Raw genomic sequence first — 18,221 nt, 5'->3', positions numbered from 1 at the left:
AACGCCTGCCTTATTTGCTGCTCGACAGTGCGCAAGCCGAAAACAGTCACCTGACGCTGCAGCGCTGGAAAGTGCCGTATGCGTCGCTGTTCGAGGAAACCCATGAAGCAAGCCTGCCCGAGATCGCGCCGCTGCTGATACCGCTGTCCGGCCTTGCGCCTGCCATGCTGGAGAAAGTCTGCGACTGGGCCGAAAAACTCGGTTATGGCGCGCCTTGCCTGAGCTGGATGGAAAGTCCGTGGCCCTTGCCCGTACTGGCGCGGCATTTGCGCCAGTTTCACGCCGTCGGCCTGAGCGACGAGCAGCAGATGATGCTGCGCTGGTACGACACGCGCATCCTGCCCGTCTGGCTGGCCTGCCTGGAGCCGCTACAGCGCGAGCAGTTTGTGGCGGGACTGTTGAGTTTGCAGTACATCAACCGTTTTGGTGACGTTGCCGTCCTGCTCGATGTCGACACCGCCGGTGCTGCGCCGGACGCTGTGCTGATGGGCTCGCCGCTCATCCACTTGGACGATGCGCAATACGGCATGCTGGTCGATGCCGGTGACGCCGATACGCTGATCAGTCATTTACGGCGGGTGATCACGGACGAAACCAACGATACCCCGCCCCGGCTGCTGTACGAATTCGTTGCCCGCTACCAGCAGCGCGCCCTGGCCGCCGGCATCGACGACCTGGACCGCCAGACGCAATACCTGCTGCTGGCCCTGTACACCTCCGGCGCCGGCATCGAACACCCCGATTTCATCGCCTTGATGCAAGACCCACCCACCTCTATCGAAAGTTTCTATGAAGCCATGCAAGCCTTGTCCGACGACGTATGGGAAGCCGGCCCACCTTTGTGGGGCATTCAGCTTGAAGCTTGACCGGCTCCCGGCGCTGGCGCTGTGCCTGAGTTTGGCATTGGTGATTGCCAGCGGCAACGTCGCGGCGCAGACAGCGGTAAAAGCCGCGCCGCAGGCGTCAAGCGCCGTCAAGCACGCCAAGCTGAAACCGGCCGACACCGCCAACCTGGTCAGCCATTTGCGGCGCGTGATCACCGATGAAACCAATGACACGCCGCCGCGCGTCTTGAACGCCTTTGTCGCGAAATACCAGCAGCGCGCGCTCGATGCCGGGATCGATGACCTCGACAGGCAAACGCAATATGTCTTGCTGGCACTGTACACCTCTGGCAAGGCCATGGAACAGCCACTGTTTGTTGAATTCATGAAAAACCCACCCGCATCGCTGGACGCTTTTTACGACGCGCTGCAAGCCTTGCCGAAAACCGTTTGGGAAGCGGGGCCGCCGCTGTGGGAGGCGTATGAACCCAAGGGATAAGTTACATCTAAGGTCGATGTAATTTTCATTTCAATCTCGGGATGTATTTGGTCAATGAATTTCAGGAACTCAGATGATAAAAAGACTATTTCCGAGAAATTTAATCAATGTATTTTTATGTATTTTTATGGCATTTTCAAATACAGCATGTGGCAAGGAAGATATGAAAATTGGCGTGAATATCACCGCCTACAATCATACCGAACATGGAGTTGGTAGCTATATTGTAAAACTTGCGGACGGTTCCTGGACTGAGGCTGGATTTCTTGCTCCAGGTCAGGGTGGTGGAGGTGAAACCTGTTGTCTTTCGATCCCTGCTGTATGGAAGAAGGGGATGAAAGTCACTGTTACCATGGATACTATAAAAGATGGAAAAGATGTCAGAGTGGAGAAAGTAGTGCCGGTACCACCCTACGTGGCCTCTGACGCTGGGAGATTTGTCGTTCATTTCCTGCATGATGGACGATATAAAGTATTCGTAACTAAATATTCACTCGGGCATCAGAAATATCCACTCTCTGGGAAAGACGCTGAATTGCAAGCTGGGGTGCCGCTTGAAATAATATGGAAGTAGGTTTTTGTGAATGCAGTCGATTGGATTTATATTTGTTTCTTTATTGGGAATAATTTTTATGAGTCCATTTGAAAAACGATTAAGTTGTGCCATTTTTTCTGTATTTATTTTATTTTCAACTGTGGCTTGTAATAAAGAGTTAATGAAAACCGTTGTGAGTCTGACTGCATATAACCATACCGAACATGGTGTTGGAAGCTATATCGTCACACTCGATGACGGATCTTCAGCCGAGGCTGGCTACTTGGACCCAAGTGAAGGCGGTGGAGGAAAGACTTGCTGCCTCTCGATACCAGCGACATGGAAGCCCGGAATGAAAGCGAATATTGTCATGAATACAATAAAAAATGGTAAGAGGATCCGAGTAGCGAAGACGGTATTTATACCTCGTTACGATTCTTCCGATGCCGGAAGGTTTGTCGTCCATTTTCTTCATGATGGAAGTTATAAGGTATTTGTAACAAAATACTTGCTTGGGCATCGAAAGTATCCGCTTTCTGGAAAAGAGGCGGAATTGCAGCCTGGTAAACCGCTTGAAATAATATGGGAGTAATTTTCCTGATATGAATCCTCTTTTCGATAATTTATTTTTAATGTCTGAAAGATTATGAAGAGTTTATTGGGAAAGAAATTGGGTTGTATTTTTTTATGTATTTTTCTATTATTTTCAAATATTGCTTGTAGCAAGGAACTAATGAAGATTGTCGTGAATCTGACTGCGTATAACCATACCGAAAATGGTGTTGGAAGCTATATCGTGACACTTGATGATGGCTCTTCAGCTGAGGCCGGTTATTTGGCACCAGGGGAAGGAGGCGGCGGGAAAACTTGCTGTCTTTCGATACCAGCGACCTGGAAACCCGGCATGAATGCGACTATTGCCATGCATATATTAAAAATGGTAAGCCGATCAGAGTGGAGAAAACAGTTTCTATACCTCGTTACAATCCTTCCGACGCTGGCAGGTTTGTCGTCCATTTTCTTTATGATGGAAGCTATAAGGTATTTGTAACAAAATATTTGCTAGGGCATCGAAAGTATCCACTTGGTGGGAAGGAGGCGGAACTGGAGCCGGGCATTCCACTGGAAATAATATGGGAGTAAATTTTTTTACGTGACTGTTCTTTATGATGATCTATTTTCAATTCAGGGAAGACTATGATGAATTTATTGGGAAAGCGATCTGCTTGCCTATTCTTATGTGTTTTTCTATTGTTTTCAAATGTGGCCTGTAGCAAGGAATCAATGAAAATCAGCGTAAGTCTTACTGCGTATAACCATACCGAACATGGTGTTGGAAGCTATATCGTGACACTTGAAGATGGCTCGTCAGCACAGGCTGGCTACCTCGACCCAGGACAAGGCGGCGGCGGGCAAACTTGCTGTCTTTCAATACCGTCAATATGGAAGCCGGGTATGAAGGCAACCATAGTCATGGATACGGTAAAAAATGGGAAGGCTATCCGTGTAGAAAAAACAGTGTTGGTGCCGCAGTATTATCGCACCGACGCCAGCATGTTTGTTGTTAATTTTCTTCATGATGGAAGTTATAAGGTATTTGTAACAAAATACTTGCTTGGGCATCGAAAGTATCCGCTTTCTGGAAAAGAGGCTGAATTGCAGCCTGGTGAACCGCTCGAAATAATGTGGGAGTAATTTTTCTGATATGAATTTTCTTTGCGATAATTTATTTTTAATGTCTGAAAGATCATGATGAATTTATTTGGAAAGAAGTCGGGTTGTGTTTTTTTATTTATTTTTCTATTATTTTCAAGTATTGCTTGTAGCAAGGAATCAATGAAAACTAGCGTGAGTTTGACGGCATATAACCATACTGAGAACGGCGTTGGAAGTTATATTGTGACACTGGCAGATGGAACTTCAGTAGAGGCTGGCTACTTGGCTCCTGGCGAAGGGGGGGGAGGGGAAACTTGCTGCCTTTCAATTCCTTCGGTATGGAAGCCCGGCATGAAAGCGACGATATCTATGCATATATTAAAGAATGGTAAGCCGATTCGAGTGGAGAAGATAGTCTCCGTACCTAGTTACAATTCGTCCGATGCTGGCAGGTTTGTCGTGCATTTTCTTCACGATGGAAGCTTGAAGGTTTTTGTAACTAAATACTCGTTGGGACATCGAAAATATCCACTTTCTGGTAAGGAAGCGGAACTACAGCCTGGCGTTCCACTAGAAATAATATGGGAGTAGAAATTATAAAATAATTTAGGAGATTTGTAAGAATGTCTATTATTTATACAGGAAGAAAAGCTCCTCTCGATGGGCGACGCAGGCTTACTGCCAAAGAATCGTCACAGCGCGCAAAGGCGATGGCTTGCGTCAGGTCGCCTCATAAAACAGAATGCCAGGGGCAGATTTATATAGGCTTGTTTTATGATGGGAGCGGCAATAATCATGATTGGAAACAGAAAGACCTGATAGTCAATCCCAAGAACCTGACGCAGCGGCAAAGAAATAAGCATAGCAATGTTGCCAGACTATGGGATGCACATCTTGATGAAGAAAAAAATGGATTTTTTCGCGCATATATGCCAGGTGTTGGTACACCGTTCAAGGAAATCGGCGATACGGTCGAGGCCTTGACCGATAATGCGGGTGGCGGCTTCGGTTACATGGGGGCCGATCGTATCAATTGGGGTATCACTTCATTGCTCAATGCAGTGCACCGTTATTTGACAGGTGCACCTATGCTCGATCGGGACGAGCAAAGGCTGCTGGTTAATTTGATGAGTTCGCAAATGCTGCTTGGGCTGGAAGGGGTGCAGCGTTGGACAATGCTGACGTCGCTTGAAGAAAAACTGGCGCGTGTCGTCAAAACTCATCAGCGCAAGGTAAAGCAAATCAACGTGTCCATCTTTGGATTTTCTCGTGGCGCGGCCGAAGCGCGCGCCAGTGCGCACTGGCTGCATCAGGTGTTCGAACGGGAAACCGGCGCATTTGAGCTGGCGGGCGTACCGATACGCATAGGCTTCCTGGGAATTTTTGATACTGTGGCCGCCGTTGGCGTCGGTGACGTAACGCCCGTCACTTTTGGGCATATGGCGTGGGGAAATGGTACGCAGAGCATCCATCCCGTGGTCGAAGAGTGCACGCATTTCATCGCCCTGCACGAACAACGCGCCAGCTTTCCGCTGGAATCGGCGACAGGGCGTGGCAATGTTGGCTACCCTGGCATGCATTCCGATGTAGGTGGGGGGTATTACCCAGGCGAGCAGGGCAGATCCATGCCGGGCTGGGGGCCTTCGCCGCATCTGTCGCAGATTCCCTTGATCGACATGCATTTCGCCGCCCTGAAAGCCGGTGTGCCCTTACGCACCCTGAATGAGATGAAAGAAGCCAGGCACAGTTTGCTGTTGCATTCCTTTGCCACCGACCCAAGACTGATCGCCTCCTACAACAACTGGCTGACGCATAACGGCATCAAGGGCGCTGACGTGAAGACCTTTACCGAGGCGCATACAAAACAATATCTGCGCTGGCGCGGCATGTTGCACGCGCAGGGAACAGCGCAATTGAAGACCAAGCGTTTTTTCAAGGAGTCGGATAAGCCGGGCCAGAAAGACTTGCTGGAGGCCGATAGCGATCTGGGGGTATATCTGCGCTCCTGGCGTGAACGAAAGAAGGCCAACGCAACCGTGGCGGGGTGGCTCAATGAACGTGCCAAGAGTGTCTTGAATCGCGTCAGCCCGGCCGGCATGCTGTTTGTCGAAGACGGAAAAGACCCGTTAAGCGACTGGGAAGAGCGGTTTTTGAAAATCATGACGGAAGGCGCGCAGCCGCCGGCTGGCTGCGTCACGCTGTTTGAGGATTATGTGCACGATTCGCGCGCCGGCTTTCGCATCCTGGGCAAGCACGAGCCGGTATGGCTGACCGGCGGCTATGGCCGCTTCCGCCACGTTTTCGTGCAAAGCGATGATTATTCGAACATGTCGAATATCGCCAATGAATCGCTGAAAGCCGTCAAGGCAGCGGGCGATGCGGCCGTGACCTACTTCCAAAAGCTGTATGGTTACACCGTCAGCACCTACCGGGTGGCGCGCAGAAAGATCGCTGCCACCGCGCGGGCGGTGTCCGAGGCCGAAAAGCGGCTGGAACGGCAGGCGGTGGAAACGTACAGGGAAACGAGCCGGATGATCGTCGATGGCGCCACCCGCGCCGGTCACGACGTGCACGATGCCGGGGTGGAGGCGGAAAAGAAATTGAACCACGCAGTCAAAACCGCGAAAAATGCCATGCAGCAAGCCAGCCAGGAAGCCCGGCTTTATTATGAGGCAGAAAAAAAAGTCATTTTGAAGTACGCGAATGCAGAGGCCGAGTTGCTGGAGCAGCTGAAAAAGCGCTGGATCGAGCAAGACCGGGAAAAAACGAAATAAGACGGATTCAGGTACAGCTGCCTCTGGCGGCGGCAGAGGCACCGCCAGAGGCATGGATCTTAGCCATTGCCGGGCGGTTGCACACCCAGCAGCTCTTCAATATGCGCCAGCGAACCGGCATCCTTGACCACCGAACGCAGCCAGCTGTGCAAATCCTGGTCGGCCGCATTGGCGGCCTTGTCGGCAAAATAGGAGACGGGGCTGTGCGGTTCGCTGCGGCGGAAAAACTGCGCCACGGCGCGTAGTTGCTCGATCGCCTGTGCACGCGTGGTGATGGCGCCTGGCGGGCCGGCCGGGATCGCCGTCACGGCCGGCGCCATCGCGCTTTCAGCCATGGCCATACCGCCATCCGCCGCAGCGGCGGGCGCGGCGGGCGCCACGCTGGCACTGGAGGGCATTACGCGCAGCATCGCTTCGACGGCTTCGCGTGCCGTGGAAAAGGCTGGGCTGTCGTTGCCCAGCCGGGCGTCGACGACTCTTTCAAGCTTGCGCAGCGCTTCCAGGCAATCTTGCGCGTCGACGGCGAAACTGGCGCAAAAGGCGGCCGAGTTGTTGCGCCGCGCCGCTTCCATGTCGGACAGCTTGACGCCCTCATGCTGCCTGGCGGAATCCCCCGGGGCGGCCTGGCGCCGCGCGGTCTCGAAATCGATGGTGGAAAAAGCGCCGCCCGGGCCGCCCGTGATGGGCACTTCGCGCAGCAGCGCCGGGATGCGCGAGAGTATCCAGCTGAGGTTGCCGATGCGCTGCTCCTGGTCGCCGTCCTCGGCTTCGGGGAACAGGCCCCGGTCCCAGAATTTTTCGCACAGCCCCGCCAGCACCAGCAAGCCTTCGGCCATGCCGCGCAGGTGGTGGCGCTTGGTGCCCGCTTCGGTCAGCCAGACGGCCAGGCGCAGATCCTTGCTGCTGCCGGCAAGCAGGCCGGCGCAACTGCGCACGACGAAGTCCCAGTCGGCCTCCTTCAGGTCGGCAACCCATTCGCCCTGGTCGAGCGTGGGGTCGTCGAACTTGCGCGCCAACGTGATCGCGTCGAGTTCGGGCGAAAACGCCAGGTCCACGCCTGCCGGTTGTTCATTGCTGATCGGAAGTAATAACTGTTCGGCTGAAAACATGTGGTCCTCTGATGGATGGTTATTGCGCCATGCGAAATTCAATGCGCCGGTTGCGGGCGCGCCCGTCCGCCGTGTCGTTGCTGGCGATCGGCCGGTCGGAGCCCTGGCCTGATGCCGTCAGCAGGTCGCCGTGGATGCCTTTCGATGCCAGGTAGAATTTGACGGCTTCGGCCCGCGCCTGGCTCAGGCTCTGGTTACTGGCGCGCAAGCCCTGGTTGTCGGTATGGCCGATGATCTCGACCTTGCGGCCGGCCAGCTTTTGCATGGCTGCCGCCATTTCGTCGAGGATGGCGCGGCCCGACGGCGTCAAGGTGGCCTTGCCGCTTTCAAACTCGATCGTGCGGTTGGCCAGGGTTGTGTCGAGCACGCCTTGCTCGCTGGCCGACACGCGCAGGCCATTGTTGACGGTGTAGGTGGGATTGAGGCTGGTGGCGATATCGCTGGCGATTTTTTGCCGCTGCGCCTCGTTCGCCACTTCGCCGCGCACGCTGACGACGCTGCCGTCGATTTTCAGCTGGCCGCGGCTGATCTGCTTGAGGTTGGGCGACAGCAGCTTTTGCACATACGCGTTCCAGTTGGCGGGCAGTACCACCTGGCCGACGGCGATCTGGTCGACCACCTTGTCGGTGCCGTACAGCTCGCGCAGGCGCACCAGCACGGCCGCCTTGCTCGCTTCGTCGGGCACGGTACCGGAGGCCAGCACCTGGCCGGGCTGCGGCGTGGCGGCCGTGGGTATCGCTGTGGGCGCTTGCGCCGAAGCGGGCATGGCGGCCAGCGCCATGCCGAGGAAGAGAACGATACGGGATAGGCGCATGGTCAGGTTCCGATAAAGGCGGCGCGCAAGGAATCGTGCGCCGATTTGAGCGAGAGATTGGCTTGCGCCAGATAGGTCGACACTTTCTTGATCGCATAGTCGCTGCCGACCTGTTCCTCGACCCAGTCCAGGTCGTCGAACGCGATATGGTGATCGAGCGCCGCTTGCGGGTTCATCAGCACATGCAGGGTTTGCGCCGACGCGCCGGAAAATCCCAGCACCAGCGTCTGGCGGCCGCGCAGCCGGGTGATGAACAGCGCCAGCTCGAAGTCGGCGCGCGCCAGGAACGGCGTGATCAGGTGCATCCAGAACGCCGCCACCATGTTGCGGTACAGCGGGTCGGCCGGCAGCGGCAATTCGAGGCTTTTCTCCAGCCGGCTGGAACTGCTGGCCATTACCGGCTGCAGCAGCAGGCCCAGCGCCAGCAGCACCTGCCGCACCGTGCCCGTGAAACCGGTGGGCGCCAGCAGCGCGTCGAGTTCGCCCACGGTCTGCATGTCGAGGAAGTCATTGAAGGTGGCTTCATAGGCGGCGGCGCGCAGGTCGAGGTCGATGCTGGCATGGCTGGCCGCGTGCAGCGCGTTGCCCGCATCGGGGCCGCGCATGTCGTTGCTGAGCGCCTCGAAACGGTTCCACAGGCGCGACAGCACCAGCGGACTGTTGGCGACAAACGCGGCCGGCTGGTCCACTTCCATGGTGCTCATCATCAGGAAGGGAAAACGGCGCGACGAGGCATCGCTGCTGGCGGCGATATGGCCGGCGATGGCGCGCCCACGGCGCGGGCCGATAAAGGCGAAATGCATGGGCGGCAGCGCATCGTAGGTCAGCTTCCAGCGTGCGTCGGCGCTGAGCAGGTCCATCGCCTGCGCCAGCCAGTCGTCGAGGATCTTCAGCAGGGCCGGGTTGTCGCTGGCTTTGACGAAGTCGCCGCGGCTGGGCAGCTTGCCGAAATAGCCGATCGGGGTGGCGGTGGTGCGGTTCATGGCGCGACGGCGGCATTGGCCGCGGTGGCGCCTGCCGGCGCGGGAGTGTTGACGGCCGGAACGCTCTGGGCCACGATTTCCGGCAGCTTCAGGCCGCGGAAGCCCGCAGCGCCCGAGGCGGTGGCCGGTGCCGCAACCGGCGCCGGAGTGGCGACGATCTTCAGGTTGGCCGCCACGCTCACGCCGCTGTTTTCCCAGCTCAGTTCGAATACGCCGCCATCCTTGCGCTTGCGCTTGGCAGAATCGATCATTTTCTTCAGGCCGAAATGGCCAGGCTCGTTGAGCAACACGACCGTGCGGCCTTCCGGCGTGATGGCGCTGATGCGCGCGCCGGGCGTACCTTGCGGATTCGGCCAGACCATATGGATCCACGGCTGCGGCTGGCCGCGCCAGCGCAGCGCCTGGCCGTCGATCTCGATCGTGTACTCGGTGGCGCCGGTGGCGGCCAGCGCCTGCAGGTCGAAACGGGTCTGCGCTTCGCCGGCGCCGGCCGCCGTGGCCACGCCGTTGGCGCTGAGCGGGGCGATCCAGCCGGGGAAGCTGGCCACCACGGACGGCGCCAGGCCGATGCCCATGTTGGCCCAGGTCTTGGCGCTGAGCGAATCGCCACGGCGCACCACCAGCGGGCCGATGGTGGTATTGAAGAACTTGGCGATGCTGCCTTCCGGCCCGAACACCTGGCCGATATCGGCATTGCTGGCCTCGCTACCCGAGGCGGGCGCAAACGGATACTTGGGCGCCAGGGTTTTCTGGAACGGTTCGAGTACCTGCGCCAGCCAGACCTTGTTGATTTCCGTCTCGGTCGGCTTGATGATGACGGCGAACGTCTGCATCAGCGGGCGTACCAGCAGCGGCCGGATGGCCTGCTTTTGCGCATCGGTCATGCCGGTCAGCATCTGTTCATCCACGTATTTGAGCGCATCGGCCAGTTCCGAACCGGTGCCGTCCAGCGTCTGCTGCATGAACTGCTTGGCGCCGGGGCCCGTATCGCCCTGGTTCTTGATCTGGTTGAAGCGGGCGCGCAGCTTCGACAGCGCATCCATGTAGCCGCGCATCAGCGAAGCGTCCTTGTCCTTGGTCACCACCAGGCGGGCCACACCGGAAAACTCGCGGCCCACCGGCCCCATCGGCAAGGCGCCGGCGGCGGGCGCGCCGCTGCCGATATTGACGTTGATGCCGGACGGTTTCTGGCGCAGGATGGTTTCCTTGAACCAGCCCATCATGCCGCGCTGGGCCCGCTGCAAGCCCTGGCCCAGCAGCGAGGGGTTGTCCCACGAGGTTTCCTTGTACACCGTTTCGATCAGCTTGTTGATCGGCGAGGTTTGCGGGTCGCCGAGCCGGTTCATGGCCGCCGCCGCGTTGTCGAAGCCGTTCAACTCGCGGATGCTGACGCCCTGGATGAATTTCTGCCATTCCTTGGCGTAGTCCGTTTTATACAGTTCGACCAGCGCTTTCTGGATCTGCTCCGGGCTGCCTTCGAGGGTCAGATCGTCCTTCGACGCCGTTTTCAGCACCCAGTCGGCGCTTTGCAGTTCGCGGTTGGCCGCCTCCTGGAAGGCTTGCTGGATGAATTGTTCCCAGGCGTCGCGCGTAAACGTGCCGGGAATGGCGTAGCTGCCCAGCACCAGTTCCTTGTCCTGCTCGCCGACAATGCGCGCCACCGTCATCGAGGCGAAGCGCGTGGCGGCGCGCGCCTTGACGTCAGCGTACACGCGCTCGCGGGCCGGCATGCCCCGCACCACGCGGCGCAGGCTGTCGCGCGACTGGTCGACCAGCGCCAGCTTGCTGTCGACCTGCGGCCAGGATGGGTCGTTGATCTGGGTGAGGTAGAACGAAATCATGCGTTCGGCGCTGCGTATCATCTGTTCGCGCGGCATGCTGCCGCGGTTGCTGTCGAGCCAGACCCGCCAGAAACGGGTCAGCTGGTCATTCAGGTGGCTCGCTTCGGCGCGCGACTTGTCGCTCAGCATCAGATAGGTTTTCAGGGCGTTATAGGCGTCTTCCACATTGGCCGGCGAGGCGTCCTTGAACTGCTGTGCGCCGAGGTTGACGGCGGCCGCCGTGGCTGGCGGCGCGGCGGCAGGGGCGCTGGCCAGGGCTGGCGTAGGCGTGGCGGCCACCGGTGCGGCCAGGGTGCCGGCTGGCGCGGGCAGGGTGGCGGCCGCGCCGGCCGACACCGCGCCCGACTGCGGCGTGCTGGCCATCGGCTGCAAGCGGCTGGCGCCGGCATTGACCTCGGCCAGGAAGGCTTCCAGCGATTGCGCGACCGGGGTCAGCATCACTTCACGCACACCCGAGAAATATTCTTCGCGCAGTTTGCGTTCCAGCAGTTCCCCCTGATACAGGCCCAGGCCCAGCGAGATGGGCCGGCTGTTGCGGTAGGCATCGAGCTGTTCGATCCGGTCCTGCATGATTTCCAGCGCTTCGAAACGCGATTGCAGGTCGAGCCGCTTGTCCTGCACCTTGATCGCCTGGTCCAGGTCAGCCTGCACGTTGGCCACCAGCTGGCGGTTGGCCATGTAGGACCAGCTCCAGCCGGCCAGCGCCAGGCCCACCAGCGCGGTGGCGGCAAAGAAAGTGGCGTAGCGCAGGCGGGTCTTGGCTGGACTGGCGTACTGTGCGACCAGCTCCCTGTCGGCGAAGATCACCTTGCGGAACAGATTGAGCAGGAAATAGCCGTGCTGGTCCTGCACCGCGTTCTGTTGTTGCGGCTGCAATTTCAAATCGAAGCGCTGCGCCACGCGTTCCGACGAGGCCGATACCGACATGCCTTCCTGCAACGCGCTGGTGAAATAGAAGCCGCGCATGACGGGCTTGAACTGGAACGGGTTTTCCTCAAACAGGGTGGCGATGAAGGCGCGCAGCGAACCCTTGATCGCGCTGAACTCGAGCGGGAAGGTGAACACGCCCGGCGGCATGCGTTCCTGCTGCTGCAGCGCCATGCTGGCCAGGCTCAGCTCTTTCAGGCCGTCATACAGTTCGTCGAAACGCTGGTCGAACTGCTCCAGCACGTCCTGTTTGGAACTGGTCTGGCTGTAGGGCAGGGTGGCGCCCCATACCCGGTCGCGTTCGCCCCGTTCCGTGTCCTGGAAGAATTCGTTGAAACCGGTAATCAGGTCGGCCTTGGTGAACACCACGTAGACGGGCGCGTGCACTTCCAGCTTTTCCGTCAGTTCCTGCACCCGCTGGCGCAGGTTCTTGGCCAGATTGATGGCGAATTCGGGCCGGCTGCCAGTCAGTTCGGCAATGCTGACGGCGATGATGATGCCGTTGATCGGCGCGCGCTTGCGGTGTTTTTTCAGCAGCGCCAGGAAGCCGAACCATTCGGCGCGGTCTTCGTCGTTGACGGAATAGCGGCCCGCCGTGTCGAGCAGGATGCCATCGGTGGTGAAGAACCAGTCGCAATTGCGGGTGCCGCCGATGCCTTGCACGATCTTGCTGTCGGCAAAAGGAAACTGCAGGCCGGAATTGGCGATCGCCGTGCTCTTGCCGGCCGCCGGATTGCCGATGACCATATACCATGGCAGCTCATACAAGGCCGCGTCACCTGACAGCTGGCCCAGCTTGGACGTCTTGATGGTGCCGATCGCTTCGAGCATGCGCTTGCGGATGGTTTCGGTTTCCTCGCGCTGGGTAGGGCCCGCCTTGGGCGCCGCGCCAGCCGTCTGCTGTTCCAGCATGCCGCCGAACCGGGCGGCATCGCGCTGGCGGCGCCTGCGCTGCAGCCACCATACCGCGCTGGCGATGAGCAGGACCAGTGCCAGCGGCGGCACGATCCATACCAGCGGCCATTCGAAGATGATGGCGCAACTGGCCAGCAGTGCGGCCAGCGCCACGAAGCCGATGGCGAACAGGCTGAAACGGGTAGTAATGGAATGCCAGAATCGTTGCATCATAGTATGAGGGGCGAGAGGTTGATAGGCATGGTGGAGGGAGGGGTCATGTCGCTGCGAGGGCTTCAGGGGCAAGGGTAGGCGCCCCCACCACCACGGCGGCCCGGCGGAAAGCGTCGAGGTTGCTCAGGCATAGCACCTGGCTGGCATTGTCGGCCGCCTCGTGCCGCGCCAGCACCAGCGCCGCCAAGGTGGCCACCTGGCCACTTTGGCCGCAGGCCGCCGCCACGCTCAGTACGTCGTTGCTGAGATCGATATCGGGCAGCAGCGTGCCGGCATTGTTCATCAGTTCGATCATGCGGCTCGAGCGCTGGTCGGCATCGGCGTATAGCCGCGTAATCGCGGCCGGGGCGACAGACGCCGCCGACATCGCCTTGCCGCCCAGCTCGGTCAGCAAGGTGGCATCGCCGTGGCCGCGGCTGTCCGCCGACTGGCCACGTACGGCCATGCTGGCATGGTGCAGCAGTACCGGCGTGTCCACCTGCAGCGCCGCCGCCTGGGCCGCGTCGGCCAGCAAGAGGCCTGCCGCGCCTTCGCCGGGAATCTGCCCGCCCGGCTGGCCCGCATTGAACAGCAGGCCGCGCGAGGTCCAGTCATGCACGGTCAGCTCGCCGATATGCGAACCGCAGGCCAGCACGATGGCCAGGCAAGGCAACTCTTGCAAGGCAGCCTGCGCGGCCAGCTGTTCGATCAGCGCCAGCGGCCCGCTGTCGCCGGCCAGGTGCACGCCGAGCTTGTCGGCAGGCCAGCCTTGCTGTTCCGCCTGTGCTTGCAGCCAGGCGGCGCCTGTGTCGCGCTGCGGCTGCTCCCAATCGGGTGGTAACAGCAGATGCAGTTGCAGGGTCGGCAGCGCCAGCGCGGCGCGCGATCGCGGTTGCGCCGCCTTGTAGGCGTCGAGTTCCGTGTGCATCGCCGCTTCCTGCATCAGTTCGGTCAATACGTCCGCGCCCAGCGCCAGTGCGCGCAAGTGTTCGGCATCGAAATGCGCTGTTGCGCCCTGCGCCGTATCGGCCGGACGGGTCCGCAGCCAGTCGTCAAGCAGTGCCTTCTGCTCATGTTCATCGACATCGGCCACGCGGGCGCTCATCACCGGGTAGCCTTGCGCGTCGGTCAGTTCCGGGTCGAGTTCGGGGCGCTGCTGCTTGTCTTGCAGCGCGGCCGCCAGTTCCGGCGCCGAGGCGCCGCCCGGCATGCGCAGCGCGGCGGCGGCCAGGTGCAGCGGCGCGCGCGGCGCAGGTTCATTGCCGGGTGCCCCGGCGTCCGCCCCGGCGGCGTCAGCCAGCGCGGGAGATGCCGCCGGCGCCGTCAGCCTGGCCAGCAGTTTCTTGCCCAGCCACCAGCTGATGAGCAGCGCCAGCGGCAACGCCAGCATGCTGCCGGCCAGGTCGCCCGTCGACGGCATGCGCGTGCTGGTGCGCCAGTACCAGATCGCGCCGCCCCAGCACAAGGCGAACACGGCCAATATCAGCAGGCTGCGCCGCAGCCACGCGCGCATCAGCGCGCTCCCTTGCAGTGGCGGCCGGACGTCATAGCTGATCCGTGGTGGCTTGCTGGCTGGCGATCAGCACCGCGCCACAGCTGGTCTTGTCGCCCTGGCGGGCCACCGGCTTGCCATCGACGATCCAGCTGGCGTCGCCGCTGACGATGGGGCAGGTGCCATGGCCAGGCCGCGGGCACGAAACCTTGTCGCCCACGCGCGCGATGCCGATGCCGCCGCTGTCCGTCACCGCCGAGGCCTCCAGCACGCTGCCGCCATGCGATGTCTTGTCACCCAATCTGATTACAGGACCAGCCATATGTGCTCCTTAAGTCATCGTTGTTTTTTCATCACACCAGGCACGCGCAGTTCCGTGTGGCCGAAATCCATCATTTTCCAGCGGCCGCCCCAGGTCATGCCAACCGATTCGGCCACTTCGCCATACAGCTGATAGCCGCGCATGGCCCAGGGATCTTTTTCCGAGATCACCAGCTTGCTATCGCGCAAAAAGGCGCAATCGGCCGCCAGGCCATACTGATGCCAGCTCTGGAACGCGGCCGCATTGGTGACATTGCTGCCCATGCCGGCCAGCATGTTTTGCCGTTCCGGACTGCGGTAACCTTCCAGGATGGCCATGTCGTAGCCATGTTTTTCCTTCATGATCTTGAACACCAGCAGCAGCCTTTGTGCGTACTCGGTATTGAGCAGCGTCCAGTTGCGGCTGGCCGATACCAGCATCGGCCGCATTTGCTGTACTTCCTCGGTGGCGAACACCAGCGGCGGCAGATCCACCGGCGGCACCAGCTGTTCGCCTTGCAGCAGGGCCGATACTTGCGTATTCATTTCGCGCGTCGACACTTCGTAGCCGCCCAATACACTCTTGCTGCCTGCCAGCAAGGCGATTGCCGGTGGCAGACACATCACCGCCGCACCGCCCAGGAACAGCAGGTAATGGCGGCGCACGAACGCCGCGCTGCCGAGCAAGGTGCTGGCGCCACCACGGCGCAGCGTGTCCAGGCCGGCGGTCCTGCGCCGGGCAAGCCGATCGAGCCGTGCGCCGATGCCTTGTTCAGCCGTCGCCAGCGCCCGCAGCAGCAGTTCGCGGCCCGATGGAAACAGCACGAGCCAGCTGATCAGGCATGCCAGTAAAAAATAGAGTGCCACCGCCAGTAGAAACACGTCCACCCCGCTCGAAAAAGGCGCCATGCATGGGCAGTTGACTGCGGCTGCGCCAGCGTTTGCGCTAATATTGCCGGTGAGTATATCTTACTAACTTGCTAATTACGGGCGCTTACTTTCAATTGTGCGCCGGGTGCGCACTGTTGATTTCCTAACATGCGTCACGCTTTTTTTTATTGTCGTAAGGTATTGCAAATATTGACAGGAGTTAAGATTTTGCAAAGCAATGACGACAGCCCACGGCCATCGACACGGCCCAGCTTATTGACGCCCGCGCAACAGGCCGAGGCCGACCGCAGCCGTATCCTCAACCATCTCGAAGGTGGCAGGCGGCCTGCGCCCATGCCGCATGAAGGCAGGCGCGCCAGCCGGTGGCAGGTCTGGGGCGGCATGCTGGCCGGCGCTTTGTTGCTGCTGGCCACCGGCGCCTGGCTGGGGCAACACGAGGCGGCGGCGGTGGCCGAACCCGTGTTGAGCAGTACGGCACCAGCGCCGGAAGCGCCGGCCGTGGCCGCCGCGCCCGTCACCGCCGCTGCCAGCATCCGGGAGGAGGAACAGCAGGCGCTGCCACGGCAGAGCTTGAGCGAAATGCTGGGCGCCGACTTGCCCGTCCCAGCGCCGGCGTCCGTGCCCGGCCCCAGGGATGTGCTGAGCAAGGCGCTGGAAAGCCCGCAGAAGAGCGCGTCCAAGCCGGCGCGCGCGCCGCAGAAAAAAACGCCAGCCAAACCGCTCAAGCCCGCTGCTCAGGCCAAGCCCGCCGTCACGCCGGAACAGGAAAACGACCTGGCGCTTCTGGCCGCGCTCGTATCGCATACCCAGGCTGGCACGCCGCCCAAAAAAGCGTCGCCCAGCCTGCAAGTCCAGTTACAGCAATGCAGCAAATTGAAACCGGCGGCCGCCGATAGCTGCCGGCAGAGGACCTGCGCCGGCCGCACCGACAAGCCGTTATGCAAGGCGGCCAGGGCTGCGGCGAAAGGCGCGCGATGAGCGCAGCGCAGCTGGAGCAGGTGGATGCCGCGTTGGGAGCGTTCTCGAGTATCACGCGCTTGTACGAGATCACGCTGGAAGGCGACGGCGCGCAGGATGCGGGCCGCTTGCTGGTGGAAGCGTTCGCCGGTGACGAGCAATTGCAGACGCCCGGCGCGCGCGATGTCATCGTGCTGTCGACCAGCGCCCAGCTGGCGCTGGCGCCCATGCTGGGCAAGCTGGCCACGCTGCAAGTGAGCTTGTTTGATGGCAGCCGCGCCAGCTTCAGCGGCCATGTCAGCGAGGCGGCCATGCTGGGCAGCTTCGGCGGCCTGGCGCGTTACCGGCTGCGCCTGACACCGTGGCTGTGGCGGCTGGGCCAGGTGCGTAACAGCAGAGTCTGGCAAGACAAGAGCGTGATCGAGATCGTCGAGTCCGTATTCCAGTCCTACGTTCCCGCGGCGCGGTGGCGCTGGAGCGACGACACGCGTCCGTTCATGGATGGCGCCGCGGCGCGCAGCTATTGCTGCCAGTACCGCGAATCGGACCTCGATTTCGTCGGCCGCCTGCTGACCGAAGAAGGACTCGCATGGCGCTTCGAGGAGCAGGAAGGCGGCCATTGCCTGGTGCTGTTTGCCGACAGCAGCGCCGACAGCGCGGTGCCGGAAGATGCTTCCAGCGCGGCCGGCGGCGGCATCCGCTTTCATGGCGCGCGCGCCGGCGAGCAGGGCGATACGCTGCAGGCGTTCAGCACGGCGCGTTCGCTGAACACGGCGCTGGCGACCGTGCTCAGTTATGACTACAAGGCCAAGCAGGCGGTCGCGGCTGGCGTGCCGACCCGGACGGCGGTGGGCGGCCAGCATGCGCCATTGCTGGAAAGCTACGATACGCCGGGCCAGTATTACTATGCCGACGCTGCCCAGGCCAGCCGCTACGCGCTGTTGCGGATGCAGGCGCTCGAAGCGCGCAGCGAACGCTGCGTTGCGCGCTCGACGGTGCGCACCTTGCGCGCCGGTACGCGGTTCAGGCTGACACAGGGGCCGCTGCAGGGGGCGGGCGGCGATGCGCCGGCCCCGGCTTATACGGTGCTGCGCGTCTGCAGCGTGGGCGTCAACAACTTGCCGGCGCCGGCCAGGCAAGGATTGGCTGAACTGTTCGGCCCGATCCCGGAACTGCTGCAGGAAAGCCTGGGCACGCTGAACCTCGGACCGCGCCACATCGAACACTTCGAGCAGGTGATCGCCCAAGCGGTGGCCAGCGGCTATGCCAATCATCTGGAAGCGATTCCCGCCGCCACTCCGTGGCGCCCGGTGCTCGGTGAAAACGGATTGCGCCAGCATCCGAAACCGACCGCCTGCGGCAGCCAGAGCGCCATCGTCGTGGGAGCCGATGGCCAGGACGCGGCCAGCGGCGCCGATGAAATCTATTGCGACAGGCTGGGCCGGGTGCGCATCCGCTTTCACTGGCAACAGGAAACACATGCCACCTGCTGGGTGCGTGTGGCGCAGCGCG

At 60.6% G+C, this 18,221-nt stretch carries 17 protein-coding genes; 10 read left to right on the top strand and 7 right to left on the bottom strand.

The features are described 5' to 3' along the window. The first annotated feature begins 14 nt into the window (after positions 1-14). The 8 genes from AC54AG_RS24480 to AC54AG_RS24445 all read left to right on the top strand — a co-directional run bounded on the left by AC54AG_RS24480 (position 15) and on the right by AC54AG_RS24445 (position 6,288). Complete coding sequence (locus AC54AG_RS24480) at positions 15-866, top strand: DUF4123 domain-containing protein (protein WP_496631842.1); 852 nt, start codon at positions 15-17, stop codon at positions 864-866. Then, the gene (locus AC54AG_RS24475) at positions 856-1,323 is read left to right on the top strand and encodes a hypothetical protein (RefSeq protein WP_496631840.1); all 468 of its coding nucleotides are present in this window, start codon (positions 856-858) and stop codon (positions 1,321-1,323) included. The genes AC54AG_RS24480 and AC54AG_RS24475 overlap by 11 nt, the downstream gene beginning before the upstream one ends. A 73-nt stretch (positions 1,324-1,396) precedes the next feature. Next, entirely contained in the window at positions 1,397-1,897 is a 501-nt protein-coding gene (locus tag AC54AG_RS24470) for a DUF3304 domain-containing protein (protein ID WP_496631838.1), read from the top strand. 58 nt (positions 1,898-1,955) lie between these two features. After that, positions 1,956-2,450, top strand: a complete 495-nt coding sequence (locus tag AC54AG_RS24465; protein WP_496631836.1) for a DUF3304 domain-containing protein — start codon at positions 1,956-1,958, stop codon at positions 2,448-2,450. A 54-nt stretch (positions 2,451-2,504) separates the two neighbouring features. Continuing rightward, on the top strand, positions 2,505-2,909 hold the full coding sequence (locus AC54AG_RS24460) for a DUF3304 domain-containing protein (RefSeq protein ID WP_496631834.1): 405 nt from the start codon (positions 2,505-2,507) through the stop codon (positions 2,907-2,909). Between the two features lie 233 nt (positions 2,910-3,142). After that, positions 3,143-3,553: a DUF3304 domain-containing protein gene (locus tag AC54AG_RS24455; RefSeq protein ID WP_496631832.1), complete on the top strand. Its 411-nt coding sequence runs from the start codon at positions 3,143-3,145 to the stop codon at positions 3,551-3,553. 54 nt (positions 3,554-3,607) lie between these two features. Then, positions 3,608-4,105 carry a DUF3304 domain-containing protein gene (locus AC54AG_RS24450; RefSeq protein ID WP_496631830.1) on the top strand — a complete coding sequence of 166 codons (498 nt, stop codon included), beginning with the start codon at positions 3,608-3,610 and terminating at the stop codon, positions 4,103-4,105. A gap of 32 nt (positions 4,106-4,137) precedes the next feature. Further along, positions 4,138-6,288: a phospholipase effector Tle1 domain-containing protein gene (locus tag AC54AG_RS24445; protein ID WP_496631828.1), complete on the top strand. Its 2,151-nt coding sequence runs from the start codon at positions 4,138-4,140 to the stop codon at positions 6,286-6,288. Between the two features lie 59 nt (positions 6,289-6,347). Here AC54AG_RS24445 and tssA read toward each other — a convergent pair whose 3' ends face one another. Genes tssA through AC54AG_RS24410 form a run of 7 tightly spaced genes read right to left on the bottom strand, consistent with a single transcriptional unit; the run spans position 6,348 to position 15,743 of the window. Beyond that, positions 6,348-7,397: a type VI secretion system protein TssA gene (gene tssA / locus AC54AG_RS24440; protein WP_496631826.1), complete on the bottom strand. Its 1,050-nt coding sequence runs from the start codon at positions 7,395-7,397 to the stop codon at positions 6,348-6,350. Between the two features lie 19 nt (positions 7,398-7,416). Further along, complete coding sequence (locus AC54AG_RS24435; RefSeq protein WP_496631824.1) at positions 7,417-8,211, bottom strand: OmpA family protein; 795 nt, start codon at positions 8,209-8,211, stop codon at positions 7,417-7,419. A gap of 2 nt (positions 8,212-8,213) precedes the next feature. Then, entirely contained in the window at positions 8,214-9,194 is a 981-nt protein-coding gene (gene tagF, locus AC54AG_RS24430; protein ID WP_034754871.1) for a type VI secretion system-associated protein TagF, read from the bottom strand. Then, complete coding sequence (gene tssM / locus AC54AG_RS24425; protein WP_219330397.1) at positions 9,191-13,087, bottom strand: type VI secretion system membrane subunit TssM; 3,897 nt, start codon at positions 13,085-13,087, stop codon at positions 9,191-9,193. The genes tagF and tssM overlap by 4 nt, the downstream gene beginning before the upstream one ends. Before the next feature lie 46 nt (positions 13,088-13,133). Further along, positions 13,134-14,582, bottom strand: coding sequence for a hypothetical protein (locus AC54AG_RS24420; protein WP_496631821.1), 1,449 nt, complete (start codon positions 14,580-14,582; stop codon positions 13,134-13,136). Between the two features lie 31 nt (positions 14,583-14,613). Next, positions 14,614-14,883 (bottom strand): PAAR domain-containing protein, encoded by a 270-nt coding sequence (locus AC54AG_RS24415; protein ID WP_034754859.1) that lies wholly within the window; start codon positions 14,881-14,883, stop codon positions 14,614-14,616. Between the two features lie 14 nt (positions 14,884-14,897). Then, on the bottom strand, positions 14,898-15,743 hold the full coding sequence (locus AC54AG_RS24410; protein ID WP_496631819.1) for a M15 family metallopeptidase: 846 nt from the start codon (positions 15,741-15,743) through the stop codon (positions 14,898-14,900). Between the two features lie 216 nt (positions 15,744-15,959). On the opposite strand from AC54AG_RS24410, the gene AC54AG_RS24405 reads away from it, so the two are divergent. Together AC54AG_RS24405 and AC54AG_RS24400 are read left to right on the top strand one after the other, a co-directional pair. Then, entirely contained in the window at positions 15,960-16,730 is a 771-nt protein-coding gene (locus tag AC54AG_RS24405) for a hypothetical protein (protein ID WP_496631817.1), read from the top strand. Further along, positions 16,727-18,221: type VI secretion system Vgr family protein (locus AC54AG_RS24400; protein ID WP_496631815.1), on the top strand; the 1,495-nt coding region annotated here is incomplete at its 3' end. The genes AC54AG_RS24405 and AC54AG_RS24400, both read left to right, overlap by 4 nt.

It is taken from the genome of Janthinobacterium sp. BCJ23 (assembly GCF_059617945.1).
Note: the sequence above shows the minus strand (reverse complement) of the source record. Positions and strands in the feature narration are given on the sequence as shown.